This window comes from Plantibacter sp. M259 (assembly GCF_006065115.1).
Taxonomy (GTDB): domain Bacteria; phylum Actinomycetota; class Actinomycetes; order Actinomycetales; family Microbacteriaceae; genus Plantibacter; species Plantibacter auratus.
Genome location: NZ_CP040750.1, coordinates 333,371 through 352,601 on the forward strand (window position 1 = coordinate 333,371; position 19,231 = coordinate 352,601).

A 19,231-nucleotide genomic window follows, 5' to 3' on the forward strand; every position below is an offset into this window, starting at 1 on the left:
CGCTCGCGGCGGTGCCCCGCGGTGACGTCAGCGCACCGCGCTGGCGCAACCGGCGGCGGCTCAGTCGACGGTGACGAAGTCGATGAGCTGCTCGACGCGACCGAGGAGCTCCGGCTCGAGGTCGTTGAAGGTCCGGACCTGACCGAGGATGCGCTTCCAGGCACGGGCGATGTCGGCCTGCGAGTCGTGTGGCCAGCCGAACGCCTGACAGATGCCCTTCTTCCACTCGATGGAGCGAGGGATGGTCGGCCACTCGCGCAGACCGACCCTGGCGGGCTTCACGGCCTGCCAGACGTCGACGTACGGGTGCCCGACGATGAGGACGTTCCGGCCGTTCGGTCCGGCCATGACGGCGTCGGCGATCCGCTGCTCCTTGGAACCGGGGACCAGATGGTCCACGAGAACGCCGACACGACGGTCGGGGCCAGGCCGGAACTCGGCGAGCGCGGCGTCGAGGTGGTCGACACCCGCGAGGTATTCGACGACGACGCCCTCCACGCGGAGGTCGTCGCCCCAGACCCGCTCGACGAGTTCCGCGTCGTGGCGGCCCTCGACGAAGATCCGGCTCGCGCGAGCGACGCGAGCGGTCGTCTCCACCGCGAAGGAGCCGGAGGCGGTGCGCGCCCGCCCGGTCGGTGCACGCTTCGGCACGACGAGGACGACGGGCTCACCCTCGAGGAGGAACCCTGCCCCCATCGGGAACACGCGCCGCTTGCCGCGGTAGTCTTCGAGCTCGACCGTCTTCGCCTCGACGCGCGTGATCGCGCCGCAGAAGCCGCCGAGTTCCTCGACCACGAGGTCGGTCACCGCCTCGACCTCACGGGCCACCACGCGGTTCTTCTTCCGCCAGTCCCCCGCGAGGACGTCCTGACCGTACCTGTCTTCGAACACCCGTCAACGCTAACCAACCCTCCGACCTTTCTCAGGACGGCCTCGGCGTGGCGTGGCCGACACGCCGCAATCCGGGCTCGACACGCCGACGCCGTCCTGAGTTGGGGACAGGTCGAGCGACGGGTCGCCTGCGGTGGGAGGGCCTCCTGGCACGGGACGACTCCCGGCGCGGAGACACGCCCCGACTACGCTGCTGCGCGCTCGGCCTCGCGGGCGAGACCGCCGAGCAGGAGCCCGAGCTGGTCGTCCACGGTGCCCGGGTCCTCCGGGTGCCACTGCACGCCGGTGATCGGCAGGGTGCGGTGCTCGATCGCCTCGACCGTGCCGTCGGAGGCCCAGGCGACGGCGCGAAGGCCTTCGCCCAGCTCGCCGACCGACTGGTGGTGGGCGCTCTGCACCTGGAGGTGACGGGCACCGAGTCGGAACGCGAGAGCACTCGAGGGGTCGAGCTCGACCTCGTGCGGGGTCATGCTCTCATCGACCGGGACGCCCTCGTTGCGGTGGGCGCTGTGCTCCCCGAGGTCCTGCACGAGCGTCCCGCCGAGGGCGACGTTGATGATCTGGTGACCGCGGCAGATCCCGAGGAGCGGTGTGCCCCGCTCGGCGGCGCGACGGGCGACCGCAAGCTGGGCGCGGTCGGCCTCGGGGAAGTGCTGGCCTTCGGCGCGGTAGCCGGTGGTGCCGCCGTACTGGGCGGGATCGATGTCGGCTCCACCCATGATGACGACGGCGGAGGCACCGTCGGTCGAGGCGAGGAGCGCATCGGTGCCGAGGTCCTGCGCGGCCAGCCGCGTCACGCGCCAGCCGGCCCGTTCGGCGGCGGCGATGGTCCGTCCGACGAGGATCTGCACGTACTCGTGGTACGCCTGGTCGTCCTCACGGAACCTCGTGACCTCGACGAGCGCCAGCATGGGTGAGACGTGTCCTTGCATGATGCTCCTTCCGAGGGTTCCGTGACGTGACTCGACCAGTCTCGCCGCGCGGACGGCCTTGCGCGAGCGATCGTGTCACGGTCGGTAACAGAGTCCCGGTCGGTGACGGCGAGGCCCGTCACCGCCGTATAGCACAGCTCTGGTTCGGTGCGCTCGCTGGGAGCCCGCTGTAGAGATGTCGAGGGCCCGGACCTAGACTCGGAACCGAGCCGCGGGGTGGGGCTCCAGGGTCCGAACGAGTGACGAGGTGGCCGATGCGGGTTCGCTGGGCGGTATCGATCTGGGCGTTCTGCGTGGCCGTGCTCCTCGGAGCGGGAGCGACCGCCGCCTGGGCGGAGAGCCCGGTGCAGCTCGGGGCCGGGCGCGTGTCCGACAGCGCGGGTGTCCTCAGCGCCGGCGAGGTCACCGAGATCACGACGGCCGTCGACGACCTGGCCGCGGATCACGGCGTCGACCTCTGGGTGGTCTATGTGCCGACCTTCACCGACCCGAGTGACGCCGAGTCCTGGGCGAACCAGACCGCGAAGGACAACAACCTCGGACCGAACCAGTACCTGCTGGCCGTGGCGACCGAGGACCGCGCCTACTACCTCTCCGGCGACTCCAGCGGGCCGGTGAGCGGCGATCAGCTGACCGCGATCGAGCAGCAGCGCATCCTGCCGCAGCTGCGTGACGACGACTGGGCCGGAGCCGGTGTCGCTGCCGCCGAAGGCCTGGGTGCCGCCGTCGGCGGCGGGTCGATCGGAGGCACCGGTGGCGGCTCGGCCGGGTGGCTGACCATCCTGCTGATCGTGGTGGTCGCCGTCGTCGCCGTCGTCCTCCTGGTCGTCTTCCTCCGTCGTCGACGCGCCGCGAACGGTGGCGGCTCGGTGGCCGCGGGCCGGCAGGGGGCACCGGTCGACCCGCTGACCACCGCGCCGATCCCCGAACTCGAACGACTCGCCGGCAGTGCGCTCGTCCAGACCGACGACGCCGTCCGGACGAGCGAGGAGGAGCTCGGCTTCGCGACCGCCTCCTTCGGCGAACCGGCCACGGCCGCCTTCACCGCCGCGCTCGCCGGAGCGAAGGACGATCTCTCGCAGGCCTTCGCACTCAAGCAGCGGCTCGATGACGCCGAGCCGGACACGGAGCAGCAACAGCGCGACTGGAACCTCCAGATCATCCGGCTCTGCGAGCACGCGAACCACGTGCTCGACGAACAAGCCGCCTCCTTCGACGAGCTCCGCGCGCTCGAGAAGAACGCACCCGCCGCGGTCGAGGAGCTGCGAGCCAGGTCGGCCGCAGCCGGACCGACGGTGACGGCCGCGCAAGACACGGTGCACGCCCTGCAGACGCGCTACACCCCCGACGCCCTCATCACCGTGATCGACAACCCCGCGCAGGCGACCGAGCGCCTCGCCTTCGCCACCGCGGCGATCTCGGACGCAGCTGCGCGGCTCGCCGCGGGAGACTCGGGCGAGGCCGCCGTCGGCATCCGAGCCGCGGAGGAAGCGCTCGACCAGGCCACCCAGCTCACCGGGGCCGTGAAGCGACTGCAAGCCGACCTGACGACCGCCGAGCAGCACCTCGCCGCGCGACTGGCCGAGTTGGACGGGGACGTCGCCGCGGCAGGCGGCCAAGCTGATCCGACCGGCACCCTCGCCGCGGCGGTCGCGAGCACCACCGCGACGGTCGCCCAGGTGCGCGGCGCGCTCGGCACACCGAACAACCCGATCGCCCTCCTCGCCCGCCTGGATGCGGCGAACACGCAGATCGACGGTGCACTCCAGGGGGTGCGCACCGCGGCGGAGCAGCGCCAACGCGCCGCCGCCGCCCTCGGGCAGACCCTGCAGACGGCGGGCGCACAGGTCTCGGCTGCAGAGGACTTCATCGTCTCGCGACGCGGAGCCGTCGGTCCGGAGGCCCGGACGCGCCTCGCCGAGGCCGGCCGCACCCTCGTGCAGGCCCAGGGCCTCGCCGACACCGATCCGACGCAGGCGCTGTCCCTCGCCCAGCGCGCCAATTCGCTCGCGAGTCAGTCGGTGCAGCTCGCCCAGGCCGACCTCGGTCAGTTCCAGAGCCAGTCGGCCGGCGGATTCGGCGGCATGCTCGGCGGCGGACAGGGGCAGCAGGGTGGCAACGGGATGCTCGGTGCCGTCCTCGGCGGCATCCTCATCAACTCCGTCCTCGGCGGCGGCGGGTCCCGTTCCGGCGGCGGCATGTTCGGGGGCGGAGGATCGGGCGGCGGCATGTTCGGCGGCGGCTCCGGTCGCTCACGCAGCGCCGGCAGCTTCGGTGGCGGCGGCACCCGTTCCCGACGCGGCGGCGGCCGCTTCTGACCCGCGGCACCGACCCACCTCATCACCAGACACCGACCGACACGACCCAGCAGGACCCGAGAGAGGAACCACACCATGGCAGAGAAGCAGTCCATCTTCGGACGCATCGCCCAGCTGACCAAGGCCAACATCAACGCGCTGCTCGACTCCGCCGAGGACCCGCAGAAGATGCTCGACCAGATGGTCCGGGACTACACGAACTCGATCGCCGACGCCGAGAGCGCGATCGCCGAGACGATCGGCAACCTCCGGCTCCTCGAGCAGGACCACCAGCAGGACGTGGAGGCGGCCTCCGAGTGGGGCACCAAGGCGCTGGCCGCGAGTCGCAAGGCCGACGAATACCGTCAGGCGGGCAACGCCGCGGACGCCGACAAGTTCGACAACCTCGCGAAGATCGCGCTCCAGCGCCAGATCGGCGCCGAGAACGAGGCCAAGCAGGCCGAGCCGCAGCTGGCGTCGCAGACGAAGGTCGTCGAGCAGCTGAAGAACGGCCTCAACGGCATGAAGACGAAGCTCGAGCAGCTGAAGACGAAGCGCAGCGAGCTCGTCGCCCGGGCCAAGACCGCCGAGGCCCAGCGCAAAGTCGCGGATGCGGTCGGCAGCATCGACATCATGGACCCGACGAGCGACCTGAGCCGCTACGAGGACAAGATCCGCCGCGAGGAGGCGAAGGTGCTCGGCCAGCAGGAGCTCGCCGCATCGAGTCTCGACGCGCAGTTCAACGACCTCGAGGACCTCGGTGAGCTGACCGAGGTCGAGGCCCGCCTCGCCGCGCTGAAGGGCGGCGGCTCCGCGTCACCCGCCATCGAGTCCTCCGGGCCCGAGTACACGCCGAACGCCGGCCAGTAGCGACGATCCGACGGGCCCTCGGGACATCCCGGGGCCCGTCGCCCTCGCCCCCTCGCACCATCTCCAGGAAGGCACCGCATGACGAAGTTCGTCGTCGTCCCCCAGTGGCAGGGCTCCGGCTCGTCCAGGGCCATGCAGTTGATCGATGGAGCCGAGGCGATCCGTGGCGACCTGCCGACTGCCGCCACGACGCTCGTCCACGTGCCGACCGAGGCCGGCGAGGCCCTCGACACCGACATCCGGCGCGCCAGTTCCCTCGTGACGACCGCGGAACTCCAGCGTCAGGCGCTCGTCGGGATCGACGAGCCCGTCATCACCATCGGTGGGGACTGCGGCGTCGAACTCGCGTCGGTGGGTGAGGCCCTCCGACGCGACCCTGGCATCGCCGTCGTCTGGTTCGACGCCCACGGCGACCTCAACACCCCGCTCAGCTCGCCGTCCGGGTCGTTCAGCGGCATGGTCGCCCGGGCACTCACCGGCGAAGGCGCCGCGATGCTGCTGCCTGAGGCCCCACTCGATCCCGCCCGACTCGTCCTCGTGGGGGTGCGTGACCTCGACGACGGTGAACTCGCCCATGTCGAGGAGCGTGGCATCCCCATGGTCTCCTCGGTGATGACGAGCGCCGCCGAGGTGGTCGCGGCCGTCGAGGCGACGGGCGCCGACCGCGTCTACCTGCACGTGGACGTCGACGTCCTCGATCCCGCCGTCATCGCCGGCGTCAGCTCGGCCGTCCCCTTCGGTCTCGAACTCGGCACCCTGCTCGACTGCATCACCGCCCTCCGCGCCCGGTTCGGCTTCGCCGGGGCCGGCGTCACGGGCTTCTCCCCCGGCTCCCCCGACGCCGCAGCCGACGACCTCGGCACCATCCTCCGCATCATCGGCGCGATCAGTCGCGACCCGAAACCCGACAGCACCAACCCGACAGGAGTCACCCCATGAGCCGTACCGTCGATCTCGTCGTCATCGGAGCCGGACCCGTCGGCGAGAACGTCGCCGACTATGCCCACAAGAGCGGTCTGAGCGTCGTCATCGTCGAGAGCGAACTGGTCGGCGGTGAGTGCTCCTACTGGGCGTGCATGCCGTCCAAGGCGCTCATCCGTTCCGGAGCCGCCCTGCGCGCCGCCAAACGGACGGGTGGAGCCATCCCCGAGGACACCGCGCTCGACCCGCTCAAGGTCCTCGCGCGACGGGACTCGTTCACGAGCGACTGGTCGGACGACGGCCAGGTCGAGTGGCTCGAGGGCGCCGGCATCGACCTGGTGCGAGGGCACGGTCGCCTGACCGGCGAGCGCGAGGTCACCGTGACGGCCGCCGACGGCTCGACGACCGTGCTCACGGCGACGCACGCCGTCGCGGTCTGCACCGGATCCGCCGCGCTCCTGCCCGACGTCCCAGGACTGTCGGCGGTGGAACCGTGGACGAGCCGCGAGGCCACGAGCGTCCAGACCCTGCCCGAGTCCGTCGCCTTCCTCGGTGGCGGTGTCGTCGCCGTCGAGCTCGCGACGGCCTACCGCTCACTCGGGGTCGACGTCACGCTCGTCGCCCGCAGTGGCCTGCTCGGCAACACCGAGCCGTTCGCCGGCGAGCTCGTCGAGTCCTCCCTGCGTGAGCTCGGCGTGACGATCGTGCACGCCTCCCCCACCGCCGTCTCCCGGGCCGCCGACGGTGCCGTCACGCTCGAGTTCGACGATCGGGACGCGGTGACGACGGCGGAACTCGTCGTGGCCACCGGCCGGACGCCACGGACGGACGACCTCGGGCTCGAGACCGTCGGCCTGGAACCGGGATCGTGGATCGAGGTCGACGATCAGCTCCTCGCTCACGGCAGCGACTGGCTGTACGCCGTCGGCGACGTCAACCACCGGGCTCTCCTGACGCACCAGGGCAAGTACCAGGCACGTGCCGCGGGTGCGGTCATCGCAGCACGGGCGAACGGCGAGGACGTCGACACCAGCCCGTGGAGCGACCACGCGGCGACCGCCGACCACCGTGCCGTGCCGCAGGTCGTCTTCTCCGAGCCCGAGGTCGCAGCCGTCGGACTCACGGCCGCGCAGGCCGAGGCGGCGGGGATCGACCACCGGGTGGTCGACTACGACCTCGGTGGCATCGCGGGCTCGAGCCTCCACGCCGACGGCTACACCGGGCAGGCGAGGATGGTCGTGGACGAGGAGCGCGGCGTGATCATCGGGGCGACCTTCGTGGGTCAGGACGTCGCCGAACTCGTCCACGCGGCGACGGTCGCCGTCGTGGGTGAGGTGCCGCTGCACCGCCTCTGGCACGCGGTGCCGTCCTACCCGACGATGAGCGAGATCTGGCTGCGACTCCTCGAGACCTACCGGAGCGGTGCGTGACCCGTCCCGGCGACGTCGATGAGCCGCGGAGCCGTCGTTCCGGCGGCCCGTGGCTCGACTCACCCCTGAGCCGGATCGGGTACTGGTACGCCACGCTCACCGGGCTCGTCTGGGGCGCACTCTGGAGCACCGGTCCGGTCGAACGGCGCGGCGGGATGATCGTCTTCCGCGGGATGCCGTCGTGGACGTTCGGCCGAGGTGGCTCATGCGTCGGCGGGGTGTACCTCACCGACCGCAACGTGTCGACCCGGGTGCTCGAACACGAGGCGGTGCACAAGCGGCAGTGGCAGCGGTACGGCATGCTCTTCCCACTGATGTACGCGATCGCCGGTCGTGATCCGCTCCGGAACCGGTTCGAGATCGAAGCCGGTCTCGAAGCGGGAGGCTACCTGCCGAAACGCCGCTGACGAGCGTCGCGGCGTCTGTGCGATGCCGTGCCGGTGCGAGGTCGTGTCAGTGCGATGCGCGCTCGACCGAGCTCGAGCGCTGACGCGCGCCGATGCTCGCCAGGGTCATCCTGAGGTCGTTCCGGAGGCCCGTGAGGTGCTCCGTCTCGCCGCCGATCCACACGTGGTAGTCGGCCGCGTCGTGTCCGTCGACGTCGAGCATCTCGCTCGCCCAGGCCCGGGTCGCTCGCGCGACGGCCTGACCGCGTGCGCACCGGCTGCCCGTTCCTGGTTCCCCCGAACGCGCTGCGCGGACGAGCCACGTCACGACGACGCGTCCCGGCGAATCGAGCGTGGCGATGGATGCGGCGTCGTCGACCTCGACGAACACCTGGCCGCGGGCGCAGATGGGGAGCAGCGCGAGGACCTCGGCCAGCTCGCCGATCGACGACTCGTCGCCCGCGAGCAGCACATGGCGTGCGTCCGCGACGGCGAACTCCGCCGGATCCTCGAAATAGCTCACGCGATCAGTATAGGCGAGCCTAAGCTCACCTCGATCCCCTGCGCAGGGTCTTCCAAGGCGACGGAGCACATCACGATCCGATCACTCTGTGACGCCCCCTGACACCGTGGCTGGCACCACACACGTCGACTGGGTACGCTCGCTGGAGCCCCAGCGATGCGGCTTTCCGGACGCGGTCCAGTATTCACGCGGCCCAGGCGGGAATGCCCGCTGCCCGGAACCGGTTGTGCGTCTCCAGATGCCGGCCACTCCAGCATCCCCGAAAGGACCTCCATGCGTCATCGTCAGCTGCGTCGTCAACTCCTCACCGCCGCGATCGCGGTCACCGGCGCCGCCCTCGTCCTCACCGGCTGCGCAGGCCCGGCCGCGACGCCGACGCCCGACGCCGACGCGACCCTGCGGGTCGGTCTCGTCCTGGAGCCCTCCGACCTCAACATCCGCACCACCTCCGGCGCCGCGCTCGACCAGATCCTCATCGACAACGTCTACCAGGGCCTCGTGTCCCGTACCGAGGACAACCAGATCGTCGACACGCTCGCGAAGAGCCACGACATCAGCGCCGACGGTCTCACGTACACTTTCGTCCTCCGCGACGGCGTGACCTTCCACGACGGCGCCGCCCTGACCGCGGCCGACGTCGTCGACTCCATCACGCAGGTGCAGCAGGACCCGACCTTCGTCGACAACGTGGCCCTTCAGAAGGTCGCCTCGGTCACCGCCGTCGACGACTCGACCGTGCAGTTGCAGCTCACCTCCCCCGACTCCAACCTGTTGTGGACCCTGACCGGACGCGCAGGACTCGTGCTGGAGTCGGGCGCCACCAACGACCTGTCGACGACCGCCAACGGCACCGGGCCGTTCACCCTGAAGACCTGGAAGCAGGGCGACAGCATCACCTTCGACCGGAACGCGAAGTACTGGGGCGACGCTCCGAAGGTCAAGGAGGTCGTCTTCAGCTACATCCCCGACGCTTCCTCCGCCGTCAACGCCACCCTCGCAGGCGAACTCGACGTGCAGACGGCGCTCGACGCGAACCTCAAGGACCAGATCACCCGCGCCGACGGGTTCAGCATCACCGAAGGCAAGACGACCGACAAGTACACCCTCGCCTTCAACAACCAGCGCGCTCCCCTGAACGACCCCCTCGTCCGGCAGGCGCTCCGCTCCGCCATCGACCACGCCGCGATCGTCGAGGCCGTCGGCGGCGCCGCGGTCGAGCAGTACGGACCGATCCCCGAGCTCGACCCGGGCTACGAGAACCTCAGCGAGCTCGTGAAGTACGACCCGGACCAGGCGAAGGCGCTCCTCGCCCAGGCCGGCCAGGAGAACCTGTCCCTGACGCTCACGATCCCGAGCTTCTACGGCACCTCGGTGGCCAACGTCCTGGTGTCCGAGTTCAAGGCCATCGGCGTCACCCTCACGGTGAAGAGCGTCGAGTTCCCGACCTGGCTGAACGACGTCTACACGAACAAGGACTACGACCTCAGCTACGTGAACCACGTCGAGGCACGCGACTTCCAGAACTGGGCGAACCCGAACTACTACTTCGGCTACGACAACGCGCAGGTCCAGTCGCTCTATGCTGAATCCGTAGCGGCGACCGATCCGGCCGTCGCAGCCCAGAAGCTCAAGGAGGCGGCGTACCTCGTGTCGAAGGACAACGCCGCCGACTGGCTCTACACCGCGATCACCCTCACGGTGGTGCGCGACGGCGTGACCGGCTTCCCCGTGGACTCGGTCAACTCGCGCATCAACCTGGCGAAGGTCGCCGTGACCGGGTGACCCGGTTCATCCTGACGAGGCTGGTACTCCTCCTCGTCGGGCTCCTCGCCGCGAGCGCCCTGATCTTCTTCACCATCAGGGTGCTCCCGGGCGACGTCGCCCAGGTCATCGCAGGAACGGACGCGACGCCCGAAGCGGTCGCCGCGATCCGTGAACAATTGGGACTCGGCCAGCCCGTCCTCCTGCAGTACCTCGACTGGATCGGCGGGTTGCTCCGCGGCGATCTCGGGAACTCGCTCATCACGGGCACCCCCGTCGCCAGCGAACTCGCCCAGAAGGCGCAGGTGACCGTCCCGCTCGGCATCATGGCCCTCGTGATCGCCCTCGCGTTCAGTGTGCCGCTCGGGGTGCTGGCGGCCGTCCGGCGCACGCGCGCGACGGGCGTCGTCATCTCCTTCGCGTCGCAGGGGCTCGCGGCCGTCCCGGTCGTCTGGGCCGGCATGATGCTCGTGCTCCTCTTCGCCGTCGTGCTCGGTTGGCTCCCGGCGCAGGGCTTCCCGCGCGCGGGCTGGAACGATCCGCTGGCGGCGATCCGCGCCCTCCTCCTCCCCGCACTCACGATCGGTGTCGTCGAGGGCGCGGTCCTGCTGCGCTTCGTCCGTTCCGCCGCCCTCGACGCGATCGGCCAGGACTACGTCCGGACGGCGGCGGCGAAGGGGCTGACCCGTTCGCAGGCACTCATCCGCCATGGCCTGCCGAACGTGGCGCTCTCGGTCGTCACCGTGCTCGGGCTCCAGATCGCCGGGCTCATCGTCGGCAGCGTCATCATCGAACAGCTCTTCACGCTGCCCGGCATCGGGCGCATGCTCGTCGCCGACGTCGGCAACCGCGACCTCGTGAAGGTGCAGGGCGAGCTCCTCGTCCTGACCGGGGTGGTCCTCGTGATCGGTGCCATCGTGGACGTCGTCCACCGTCTCACAGACCCGCGACTCCGAGAACGGGAGCGGACCACATGACCGCCCGCCAGGATCACCCGCGTCGGCGCCCGGCATCAGGCGGACTCCGCACCCTCGTGTCCAGCCCGGCCGGCGTGTTCGGGCTCGTCGTCGTCGCCCTCCTCCTCCTGAGCGCCGGCGTCTCCTTCCTCTGGACGCCCTACGACCCCCAACTCACCGATCCGTTCGCGAAGTGGCTGGCTCCGTCGCCGGCCCATCTGCTCGGCACGGACGAGGTCGGACGCGACATCTTCAGTCTGCTGCTCGTCGGTGCGCGGGTGACCGTGGCCGTCGCGATCGGTTCCGCAGTCGTCTCGACGGTCATCGGGGTCGCCCTCGCCGCCCTCGGTTCACTCACGCGGCGCTGGGTCCGGGAGACGGTCGCGGTGCTGATCGACATCCTCATCGCGTTCCCGACCCTCCTCATCGCCATGATGATCGCCTCCGTCTTCGGCGGCTCGCTGTGGGTCGTCATCTGGGCGGTGGGCATCAGCTTCGGCGTGAACATCGCCCGGGTGACCCGCCCCGAGATCCGCCGGGTCTCGCACAGCGAGTACGTGCTCGCCGGCAAGGCCGCCGGTCTCGGACCGGTGAGGAACCTGACGCGGCATCTGCTGCCGAACGTCGCACCGGTGTTCATCGTCCAGCTGTCGTGGTCGATGGCGGTCGCGGTGCTCGCTGAGGCGGGACTGTCGTACCTCGGCTACGGCGCCCCCTCCAGTGTCCCGTCCTGGGGTCGGATGCTCAGTGAGCTGCAGACCTACCTCGCCGTGCACCCGCTGTCGGTGCTGTGGCCGGGGCTCGCCATCACCATCACCGTCCTCGCCCTGAACCTGCTGGGCGACGCCCTCCGGGACGCGACCGATCCGACCCTCGGTCGCCGAGGACCCACCTCGACCCCCACCTCGCCCCAGGGGGTGACCGCATGAGTCTCGACGTCCAGGACCTCGTCGTCACGCTCGGTGGCCGCCGGGTCGTCGACGGCGTGAGCTTCAGCGTGCCGGCGGGCGCACGGTTCGGCCTCATCGGCGAGTCCGGATCCGGGAAGTCGCTGACGGCGCTGGCGATCCTCGGACTGCTCCCGGACGGCGCCTCGGTGAGCGGCAGCATCCGCTGGCAGGGCGAGGAACTCCTCGGCCGCGACGACCGCGAACTCGCGCGGATCCGCGGGCGTGAAATCGGGATCGTGTTCCAGGAGCCTCGGACGGCGCTCAACCCGATCCGCACCATCGGACGTCAGATCGGCGAGCCACTGCGCATCCACGAGGGGCTGTCGAAACGGGAGGCGCTCGATCGGGCCGTCGAACTCGCCGCGCGGGTCCGTCTGCCCGACCCCGAGCGCATCGTCCGGCGGTACCCGCACCAGCTGTCGGGCGGGCAACGTCAGCGGGTCGCGGCCGCCATCGCCCTCGCCTGCGGCCCCTCCCTGCTCATCGCGGACGAGCCGACCACGGCGCTCGACGTCACCATCCAGTCGGAGATCCTCGGCCTCTTCGAGCGTCTCGTGAGCGAGACCGGAGCGTCCCTCGTCTTCATCACCCACGACCTCGCGGTCCTCTCCCGGATCGCCAGCGACGCCGTGGTGCTCGCGCAGGGGAAGGTCGTCGAGGCCGGGCCCGTCGCACAGTTGCTGTCGACGCCGGTGTCGCCCGTGACGCAGCGGCTGTTGGCCGCTGCGAAGACCATGAGCTGGAAGGGCGAGGACGATGACTGAGCCGCTGCTCCACGCCCAGGGGCTCGGACGGGTCTACACCAACCCGCGGGAGTCGCTCTTCCAGCGCCCGAGCCGCACCGTCGCGCTCCACCCGAGCGACCTCGTCGTCGCCCCCGGTGAGGCCGTCGGCATCATCGGTGAGTCGGGGTCGGGCAAGTCGACGCTCGTCCGCCTCCTGCTCGCGCTCGACACCCCGAGCTCCGGGTCCGTGGCGTTCGACGGCCGTCCCGTCAGCGCCGCGGCGAGCGCCAGGAGTCTGCACTGGTTCCGTCGACAGACGGGCGTGGTGTTCCAGGACCCGTACGCGTCGCTCGACCCGCGCATGAGCGTCGGTCGGATCGTCGCCGAGCCACTCTCGGCGCTCGGAATCGAGGGCGACCACCGTTCCAAGGTCCGCGCGGTCCTCCGGCTCGTCGGGCTCGACGCCGACGCGGCCGACCGCTTCCCGCACGAATTCTCGGGTGGTCAGCGCCAGCGCATCGCCCTCTCGCGCGCGATCGTCCACCGCCCGCGCCTCCTCGTCGGCGACGAACCGCTCAGCGCGCTCGACGTCACCGTCCGCGCACAGATCCTCGAGTTGCTCGGCGGGCTGCGGCAGGAGCTCGGGCTGGCGATCGTGCTCGTCTCGCACGACATCGGCGTGGTGCAGCATCTCTGCGACCGGGTCGTCGTCATGCGCGACGGGGCGATCGTCGAAGAGGGTCCGGTCGCCAAGGTCCTCAGTCGGCCCTCGCATCCGTACACGACCCAGTTGCTCGCCTCGGTCCCCCGCCTCTGACACCGTCCTGGTCTCTGCGCCCCGAACCGCTCCCTGACCCACTATCCGGTCCCTGAGCCTGTCGAAGGGCGAAGTACGGAACACGGAGCACAGCCCTTCGACAAGCTCAGGGACCGGGGACGACAAGCTCAGGGACCGGGGACGACAAGCTCAGGGGCCGGAGACGGCCGGCGGGTCCGCCAGGCGCCGGTGCCGGCGCAGCGCCGCGCGCTGGCTCGGTGACTCACCGCGCAGGACGAGCCCCACGATCCACAGGACGACCCGGGTCGCCGTCACGACCGGCAGCGGGATCGGTCCGAGATGGGCGGTGCGGAGCCCGAGGATGCGGCGGTACTCGGGTGGGATCGTCGCGACGGCTCCCGCGAAGAGGATCCCGTAGGCGGGGAGCAGCGAGCGGTCGAGCGGCGGTCGGCGGAGGAACGCCAGGGTCTCGTCCACCCGTGGGCCGCCGGTCAGCTCGCCGGCGTCGAGGTACCCGCGCAGCTGCCTGGCCAGTTCCGCCTCCGAGCGGGGCGGGTCGACGACGCCCATGAGCTCGCCCGCGAGCGCCCAGTCGGCCACATAGGCGTCCGCACCACCGGGGATCCGGCCACCCCAGGTCTGTCGCACGCTCAGGAAGGCGTCGGTGAACGCCAGGTGCACCCAGCGCAGGAGGTCCGGGTCGTTGGCCGCGTACGGACGCATGACGCCGTGGGCGTCGAGGTACTCCCCGACGACGCGTTCGTGGAGCTTGAGCACGTAGTCGCTCGTCCGACGGGCCGTGTCGCGGTCGCCGTAGGTGACGGTGAAGATCCAGCGGATGGTGCCGTCGAGCCGTCCGAGCGGGTCCTCCCGGTACCGGGACCAGTCGTGCACGCCGGCGAGCGCCCCGGGGTGGGCCGCCTGCAGGAGGAGCGCCCGGATGCCGGCGACCATGGTCTCGACACCGCCGTGCACCGTCCAGGCCGCGGAGTCGGGCGTGAAGAACCCCGCGTCGGTGCCGTCCTCGAGATCGAGCGTCCACTGCGGCGGGCGGTCCTGCTCCACCGCGAAGACCGCGAGGATACGTGAGCGGAGCCTGGCGAGCAGTCGGGTGCGCAGGCGGGAGACCGGTCGCCGTCCGGTGCCGACATCCACCACTCGATCGTCCTCCACTCGCCGTCACGACGAGCCTACGTCGGGATGCCGGTGGCCCCACCCGTAGGGGGATCATCTCCTCCATCCCGGTCCCTGAGCCTGTATCCCGGTCCCTGAGCCTGTCGAAGGGCGCCTCGGCCGGGCCCCGGTCACCGGGCGGGCTTGCGCGCTTCGATGAGGGTTCGCGACGAGTGCGCGACGAACGGGCCGTCCTCCTGCAGGGAACGGTGCAGCTCCTGCAGGCGGTCGAGGTACCGCGCGGAGGTGAATCCGGGGACCATCCAGATCACCTTGCGCAGGAACCAGACGATCGCACCGACGTCGTGGAACTCGATGCGCAGCCGTTCGGTCCGCAGCTCCGCGATCTCGAGTCCGGCGGCGCGGGCGCCATCGGCCTCGTCGTCAGGGTGACGTGCTCGACGGACGGCTTCGGGCTGCGGGCCGAGGAAGGCCTCGACGAGTTCGAACACGCTCGCCGGTCCGACGTGCTGGGCGAGGTAGCCTCCTCCCGGCGCGATCACCCGAGCCACGTCGGTCCAGTCCACGGCGACGGGATGCCGGCTCGACACGACCGCGAACGAGTCGTCCGCGAACGGCAGTGGAGCACCCTCCTCCGTGCGAACGACGACGACCCCGCGCGGGTGCAGGCGGGCGGCGGCTCGGGCGAGGTTCGGCGGCCAGGACTCGGTGGCGGCGGCGAGCGGTGGAAGCACCGGCGCCGTGTCGAGCACCTCTCCCCCGCCGGTCTCGAGGTCGAGCGACGACGGGACGTCGGCCAGACGTCTCCCGAGCAGCTCCGAGAACCGCCAGGAGGGGCGCTCCTCACTGGCCCGGCCGTCGAGCCAGGAGAAGTCCCATCCGTCGACCGAGGCGGCGTCGGCCTCGGCGACGAGGTCGTCGAACGATCGTGACATGGTCTCCTCCGTGCGTGGCTCCGTGGTCGGTGCGCTCATCCGACGGCCTCGAACCGGCTCGGATCGAGCCGCTCGACGTCGAACCGCGGCACCGCGTCGAGCAGCTCCCGAGTGTACGCGTGCTGCGGATGCCCGAGGACGGCCGAGGCCGGGCCCGACTCGACGACGCGCCCGGTCGACAGCACCGTCACCTCGTCGGCGATCTGCCGGACGAGACCGAGGTCGTGCGAGATGAACAGGTAGCTGAGCGCGTGCTCGTCCCGGAGGTCGAGGAGCAGTTCGACGATCTGCGCCTGCACCGAGACGTCGAGCGCCGAGGTGGGCTCGTCGAGGACGAGTACCGACGGCGCGAGGACGAGCGTCCTCGCGAGTGCGACCCGCTGGCGCTGACCGCCCGACACCTCCAGTGCACGACGCCCCAGCGCACTCGCGGGGAGGGCGACCTGGTCGAGGATGGTCGCGACGCGGCGCCGGCGTTCGTCGGCGCTCCGCACCCCATGGATCCGCAGGGGCTCCTCGATGATCTGTCCGACGGTGTACCGCGGATCGACCGCCGAGAGCGGGTTCTGGTAGACCAGCTGGAGGTCGCGCGCGAAGGGGTTGGCGACGGCCTTGTCCCGGGGAGTTCCCGGCCGGCGACCCGCACCGAGCCGTCGTCGAAGGAGGTGAGCCCGGCGACGATGCGCGCGAGCGTCGATTTGCCCGACCCGGACTCGCCGACGAGCGCGTGGATCGAACGCGGACGGAGGACGAGCGACGCCTCGTCGAGTGCGGGCGGCGTCTGGTGATCGCGCCCGTACCGTTTGGACACGTGCGACACCTCGACCACCGCGGGCGCCGCGTTCGTCTCGCCGCGCTGCTCCGCCTGCACCTGCTCGGCCGCAGCGCGGATGCGTTCCCGGTAGCGCAAGGGCGAGGACGCGGGCGAGTCCGAGAGCAGCCCCACCGTGTAGGGGTGCCGCGGCGCGAGCAACACCTTCTCGGCCGGGCCCGACTCGCGGACGTTCCCGTCCTGCAGGACCACGATCGCGTCACTGCGCTCCTGCGCCAGCGCCAGGTCGTGGGTGATGAAGAGGATCCCGAGCCCGAGCTCCTGCCGGAGGCCGTCGAGGAGGTCGAGGATGCGCCGCTGGACGGTCACGTCGAGCGCGGACGTCGGCTCGTCGGCGATGAGCAGCTTGGGCCTCGCCGCGATGGCGATCGCGATGAGCACCCGCTGCAACTGCCCGCCCGAGAGCTCGTGCGGGTAGGACCGCACCCGGGCCGAAGCCTGACGGATGCCCACGTGCTCGAGCAACTCGATCACGCGCGCGGGGACCTCCGAGCGCGGGGTGTCGCCCGCCACCTGGACCGCCTGGGCGATCTGCACGCCGATCCGCTGCAGCGGGTCGAGTGAACTCAGCGGATCCTGCGGGATGAAACCGAGCGTCGAGCCGCGCAGGGGGCTCCACTGCTTCCGGGAGAAGTCGGCCACCTCGTGTCCGGCGACCGCGACCCGACCGGCGGTGACCGAGCCGTTGCCCGGAAGGAGCCCCGCGACCGCCCGGGCGATCGTGCTCTTCCCCGAACCGGACTGACCCACGAGCGACACTGTCTCGCCGCGCCCGACCTGGAACGACACGTCGCGCACCGTGTCGGTCGGCCCCCTCGAACCGCGCGTCCGGTACCCGACGGCGAGTCCGTCGACGAGCAACGGCACCGGAGCCGCGTCGACGACGTGGAGTGCGCTGTGCTGCAGGGCTGCCTGGTTCATGCGGTGGTCCTTTCGCGGGTGAGTTGGCTGAGACGGCTGATGGCGAGCACGGTGACGGCGATCACGAGGCCCGGGACGACGACGAGCCACGGCGAGGACACGACGTACTGACGACCCTCGGAGACGAGCAGGCCCCACTCCGGGTCGGGCGGCGGAGCTCCGTACCCGAGGAAGCTGAGCGAGGAGATCCAGATGATCGCGAGGCCGAACTGGAGGGCCGTGAGCGACAGCACCGCGGAGTACGAGTTCGGGAAGACGTGCTTCGCGAGGACGTACGCCCGCGAACCGCCGAGATGGTGACTCGCCTCGACGAACGGCAGGTCCTTCACCGTCAGCACCTCGGAGCGCATGATCCTGGTGAACGCCGCGATCGAGGATATCCCCACGGCGACGGCCGCGTTCAGGGTGCCGAAGCCGAGCGCCACGACGACGACCATCGCGAGGAGCAGCCCGGGGATCGAGAGCAGCACGTCGACGATCCGGCTGATGACGGCGTCGACGAGACCGCCGAACGACGCGGCGACGAGCCCGAGGACCGTGCCGGCGCCGAGACCGATGAGGACGGCGACCGCCGAGCCGAGCAGGGTCCGACCGGTGCCGTGGATCACCCGCGACAGCAGGTCGCGACCGAGCGAGTCGGTCCCGAACCAGTGCGCGACCGATGGAGCGGCGAGCGCGTTGGCGTCGTCGGGCTCGAGCGGGTCGTACGGTGTGAGGAGGCCGGGCGCGACGACGGACACGAGGACGAGACCGACCACGATGATCGCCAGGACGTCAGCGACCCCGAGGCGGCCGAGGAGTCGACGGAACGCGTCAGGTCCGTCGTCGGCCGCGGTGACGTCGCGGCCGGGTTGGAGTCGGAGGCTCATGCGTCCACGCTCGCTTTCATCGGGATACCGTCGGGCACCGCCGTCCCCGTCCCCGTCGCCGCCGCTGTCGCTACAGCGGGCCTGGCGAGGCGGGAGCGTCGGGACCGCCCATGCCCCGGGCGGACGATGCGCGGGTCGAGGACGGGGTAGACGAGGTCGGTCACGAGATTGATGCCGACGTAGATGGAGGAGATGAGGATGACGACGGCCAGGATCACCGGGGTGTCCTGATCGCGCACGCTCTCGAAGGTGATGAACCCGAGGCCGGTGCGGGTGAACACGGCCTCGACGACGACGGCACCGGCCAGCAGCTCTCCGACGACGAGGGCGAGCATCGTGATCGACGGGATCGCACCGTTCTTCAGGACGTGGCCGAGGGCGATCCGGACCTCGCTCGTCCCCTTCGCGCGGAGCACGGTGACGAAGGGTTCGTCCGCAGCCTTCCGGAGTCCCTGGATCAACACCTGCGTCAACGGACCGTTGACGGCGAGCGCCAGCGTCAGCGCCGGAAGCAGGTAGGAGACGAAGCCCTGATCGCGCACCGACGACACCCAGCCGAGTTGGAAGGAGAAGACCGCGAGGAGCACGAAGCCGATGAGGAAGCTCGGTGCGGAGATCGAGGCGATGGGCGCCGAGGCCGCGATGCTCCTGATCGCCCGGACGGGGGCGTACACGGCGGTGAGCGCGATCGCGAGCGACAGCACGATCGTCATGACGAACGCCACGCCCGCGAGCACGATCGTGTCCGAGAAGCCCTGCGCGACGAGGTCCGACACGGCACGACCGCTCACGAGCGAGTAGCCGAGGTCACCGTGGAGGAGCCGACCGACCGTCAGCGTGAACTGTTCGAGCGGCGACAGGTCGAAGTGGTAGTACGCCCGCAGTGCTTCGCCGGCGGACGGGGGCAGTGGGTTGAGCGGGCTCGTCAGCTTGTTCTCGATGGGGTCGCCGGGCAGGACGAAGAGGGTGAAGAAGACGAGCGTGTAGACGAGGGCGATCACGAGGAGCGCCTGGGCGACGCGCCTGATCACGTACTCGCGGTACTGCCGGCGTCGCGTGTCCGCCGCGCTGGCGTTCGGATGCTGGTTGGACATGTGGGGCCTCCTCTCGGAAGGGACGG

The 19,231-nt window shown here is 70.8% G+C and carries 18 protein-coding genes and 2 pseudogenes; 10 read left to right on the forward strand and 10 right to left on the reverse strand.

What is annotated here, in order from left to right:
• Positions 1-60: 60 nt before the first annotated feature.
• Positions 61-891, reverse strand: a complete 831-nt coding sequence (locus FGL15_RS01545) for a DUF3097 domain-containing protein (RefSeq protein ID WP_071262446.1) — start codon at positions 889-891, stop codon at positions 61-63.
• A gap of 185 nt (positions 892-1,076) precedes the next feature.
• Positions 1,077-1,823, reverse strand: coding sequence for a gamma-glutamyl-gamma-aminobutyrate hydrolase family protein (locus FGL15_RS01550; RefSeq protein WP_138944692.1), 747 nt, complete (start codon positions 1,821-1,823; stop codon positions 1,077-1,079).
• Positions 1,824-2,077: 254 nt separating this feature from the next.
• Between FGL15_RS01550 and FGL15_RS01555 the strand changes: the two genes are divergently transcribed.
• From FGL15_RS01555 to FGL15_RS01575, 5 genes are all read left to right on the forward strand, one after another.
• Positions 2,078-4,141: a YgcG family protein gene (locus FGL15_RS01555; RefSeq protein WP_138944693.1), complete on the forward strand. Its 2,064-nt coding sequence runs from the start codon at positions 2,078-2,080 to the stop codon at positions 4,139-4,141.
• Positions 4,142-4,216: 75 nt separating this feature from the next.
• Positions 4,217-4,990 (forward strand): PspA/IM30 family protein, encoded by a 774-nt coding sequence (locus FGL15_RS01560; RefSeq protein ID WP_064295284.1) that lies wholly within the window; start codon positions 4,217-4,219, stop codon positions 4,988-4,990.
• A gap of 78 nt (positions 4,991-5,068) precedes the next feature.
• Positions 5,069-5,929, forward strand: coding sequence for an arginase family protein (locus FGL15_RS01565; RefSeq protein WP_138944694.1), 861 nt, complete (start codon positions 5,069-5,071; stop codon positions 5,927-5,929).
• The gene (locus FGL15_RS01570) at positions 5,926-7,341 is read left to right on the forward strand and encodes an NAD(P)/FAD-dependent oxidoreductase (protein WP_138944695.1); all 1,416 of its coding nucleotides are present in this window, start codon (positions 5,926-5,928) and stop codon (positions 7,339-7,341) included. The genes FGL15_RS01565 and FGL15_RS01570 overlap by 4 nt, the downstream gene beginning before the upstream one ends.
• Positions 7,338-7,748 carry a hypothetical protein gene (locus tag FGL15_RS01575; protein WP_064295281.1) on the forward strand — a complete coding sequence of 137 codons (411 nt, stop codon included), beginning with the start codon at positions 7,338-7,340 and terminating at the stop codon, positions 7,746-7,748. Before FGL15_RS01570 ends, FGL15_RS01575 begins: the two co-directional genes overlap by 4 nt.
• Before the next feature lie 46 nt (positions 7,749-7,794).
• Here the strand turns inward: FGL15_RS01575 and FGL15_RS01580 are convergent, their stop codons facing one another.
• Entirely contained in the window at positions 7,795-8,250 is a 456-nt protein-coding gene (locus FGL15_RS01580; protein WP_168223272.1) for an SIP domain-containing protein, read from the reverse strand.
• Positions 8,251-8,523: 273 nt separating this feature from the next.
• Here FGL15_RS01580 and FGL15_RS01585 point away from each other — a divergent pair, with 273 nt between their 5' ends.
• The 5 genes from FGL15_RS01585 to FGL15_RS01605 are packed head-to-tail and all read left to right on the forward strand — an operon-like array spanning position 8,524 to position 13,459.
• Positions 8,524-10,032: an ABC transporter substrate-binding protein gene (locus FGL15_RS01585; RefSeq protein WP_138944697.1), complete on the forward strand. Its 1,509-nt coding sequence runs from the start codon at positions 8,524-8,526 to the stop codon at positions 10,030-10,032.
• Entirely contained in the window at positions 10,029-10,988 is a 960-nt protein-coding gene (locus tag FGL15_RS01590; RefSeq protein ID WP_138944698.1) for an ABC transporter permease, read from the forward strand. Before FGL15_RS01585 ends, FGL15_RS01590 begins: the two co-directional genes overlap by 4 nt.
• On the forward strand, positions 10,985-11,896 hold the full coding sequence (locus FGL15_RS01595) for an ABC transporter permease (protein WP_138944699.1): 912 nt from the start codon (positions 10,985-10,987) through the stop codon (positions 11,894-11,896). The genes FGL15_RS01590 and FGL15_RS01595 overlap by 4 nt, the downstream gene beginning before the upstream one ends.
• Positions 11,893-12,681: an ABC transporter ATP-binding protein gene (locus tag FGL15_RS01600; protein ID WP_086473981.1), complete on the forward strand. Its 789-nt coding sequence runs from the start codon at positions 11,893-11,895 to the stop codon at positions 12,679-12,681. The genes FGL15_RS01595 and FGL15_RS01600 overlap by 4 nt, the downstream gene beginning before the upstream one ends.
• Positions 12,674-13,459 (forward strand): ABC transporter ATP-binding protein, encoded by a 786-nt coding sequence (locus tag FGL15_RS01605; protein WP_086473982.1) that lies wholly within the window; start codon positions 12,674-12,676, stop codon positions 13,457-13,459. Before FGL15_RS01600 ends, FGL15_RS01605 begins: the two co-directional genes overlap by 8 nt.
• A 150-nt stretch (positions 13,460-13,609) precedes the next feature.
• Here the strand turns inward: FGL15_RS01605 and FGL15_RS01610 are convergent, their stop codons facing one another.
• The 7 genes and pseudogenes from FGL15_RS01610 to FGL15_RS01630 form a co-directional block, all read right to left on the reverse strand.
• Positions 13,610-14,575 (reverse strand): oxygenase MpaB family protein, encoded by a 966-nt coding sequence (locus tag FGL15_RS01610; RefSeq protein ID WP_240773726.1) that lies wholly within the window; start codon positions 14,573-14,575, stop codon positions 13,610-13,612.
• A 149-nt stretch (positions 14,576-14,724) separates the two neighbouring features.
• Positions 14,725-15,489, reverse strand: a complete 765-nt coding sequence (locus FGL15_RS01615; RefSeq protein WP_138944700.1) for a class I SAM-dependent methyltransferase — start codon at positions 15,487-15,489, stop codon at positions 14,725-14,727.
• 35 nt (positions 15,490-15,524) lie between these two features.
• A complete protein-coding gene (locus FGL15_RS20685; RefSeq protein ID WP_240773904.1) occupies positions 15,525-15,674 on the reverse strand; it encodes a hypothetical protein in 150 nt (49 codons plus the stop codon).
• Between the two features lie 189 nt (positions 15,675-15,863).
• Positions 15,864-16,187, reverse strand: a pseudogene (locus FGL15_RS21390) (hypothetical protein); the annotation flags it as partial.
• A pseudogene (locus tag FGL15_RS01620) lies at positions 16,166-17,242 on the reverse strand (ATP-binding cassette domain-containing protein); the annotation flags it as partial. The pseudogenes FGL15_RS21390 and FGL15_RS01620, both read right to left, overlap by 22 nt.
• Positions 17,239-18,111: an ABC transporter permease gene (locus FGL15_RS01625; RefSeq protein ID WP_138944701.1), complete on the reverse strand. Its 873-nt coding sequence runs from the start codon at positions 18,109-18,111 to the stop codon at positions 17,239-17,241. The pseudogene FGL15_RS01620 and the gene FGL15_RS01625, both read right to left, overlap by 4 nt.
• Complete coding sequence (locus FGL15_RS01630; protein WP_205858666.1) at positions 18,108-19,205, reverse strand: ABC transporter permease; 1,098 nt, start codon at positions 19,203-19,205, stop codon at positions 18,108-18,110. Before FGL15_RS01630 ends, FGL15_RS01625 begins: the two co-directional genes overlap by 4 nt.
• Positions 19,206-19,231 lie beyond the last annotated feature (26 nt).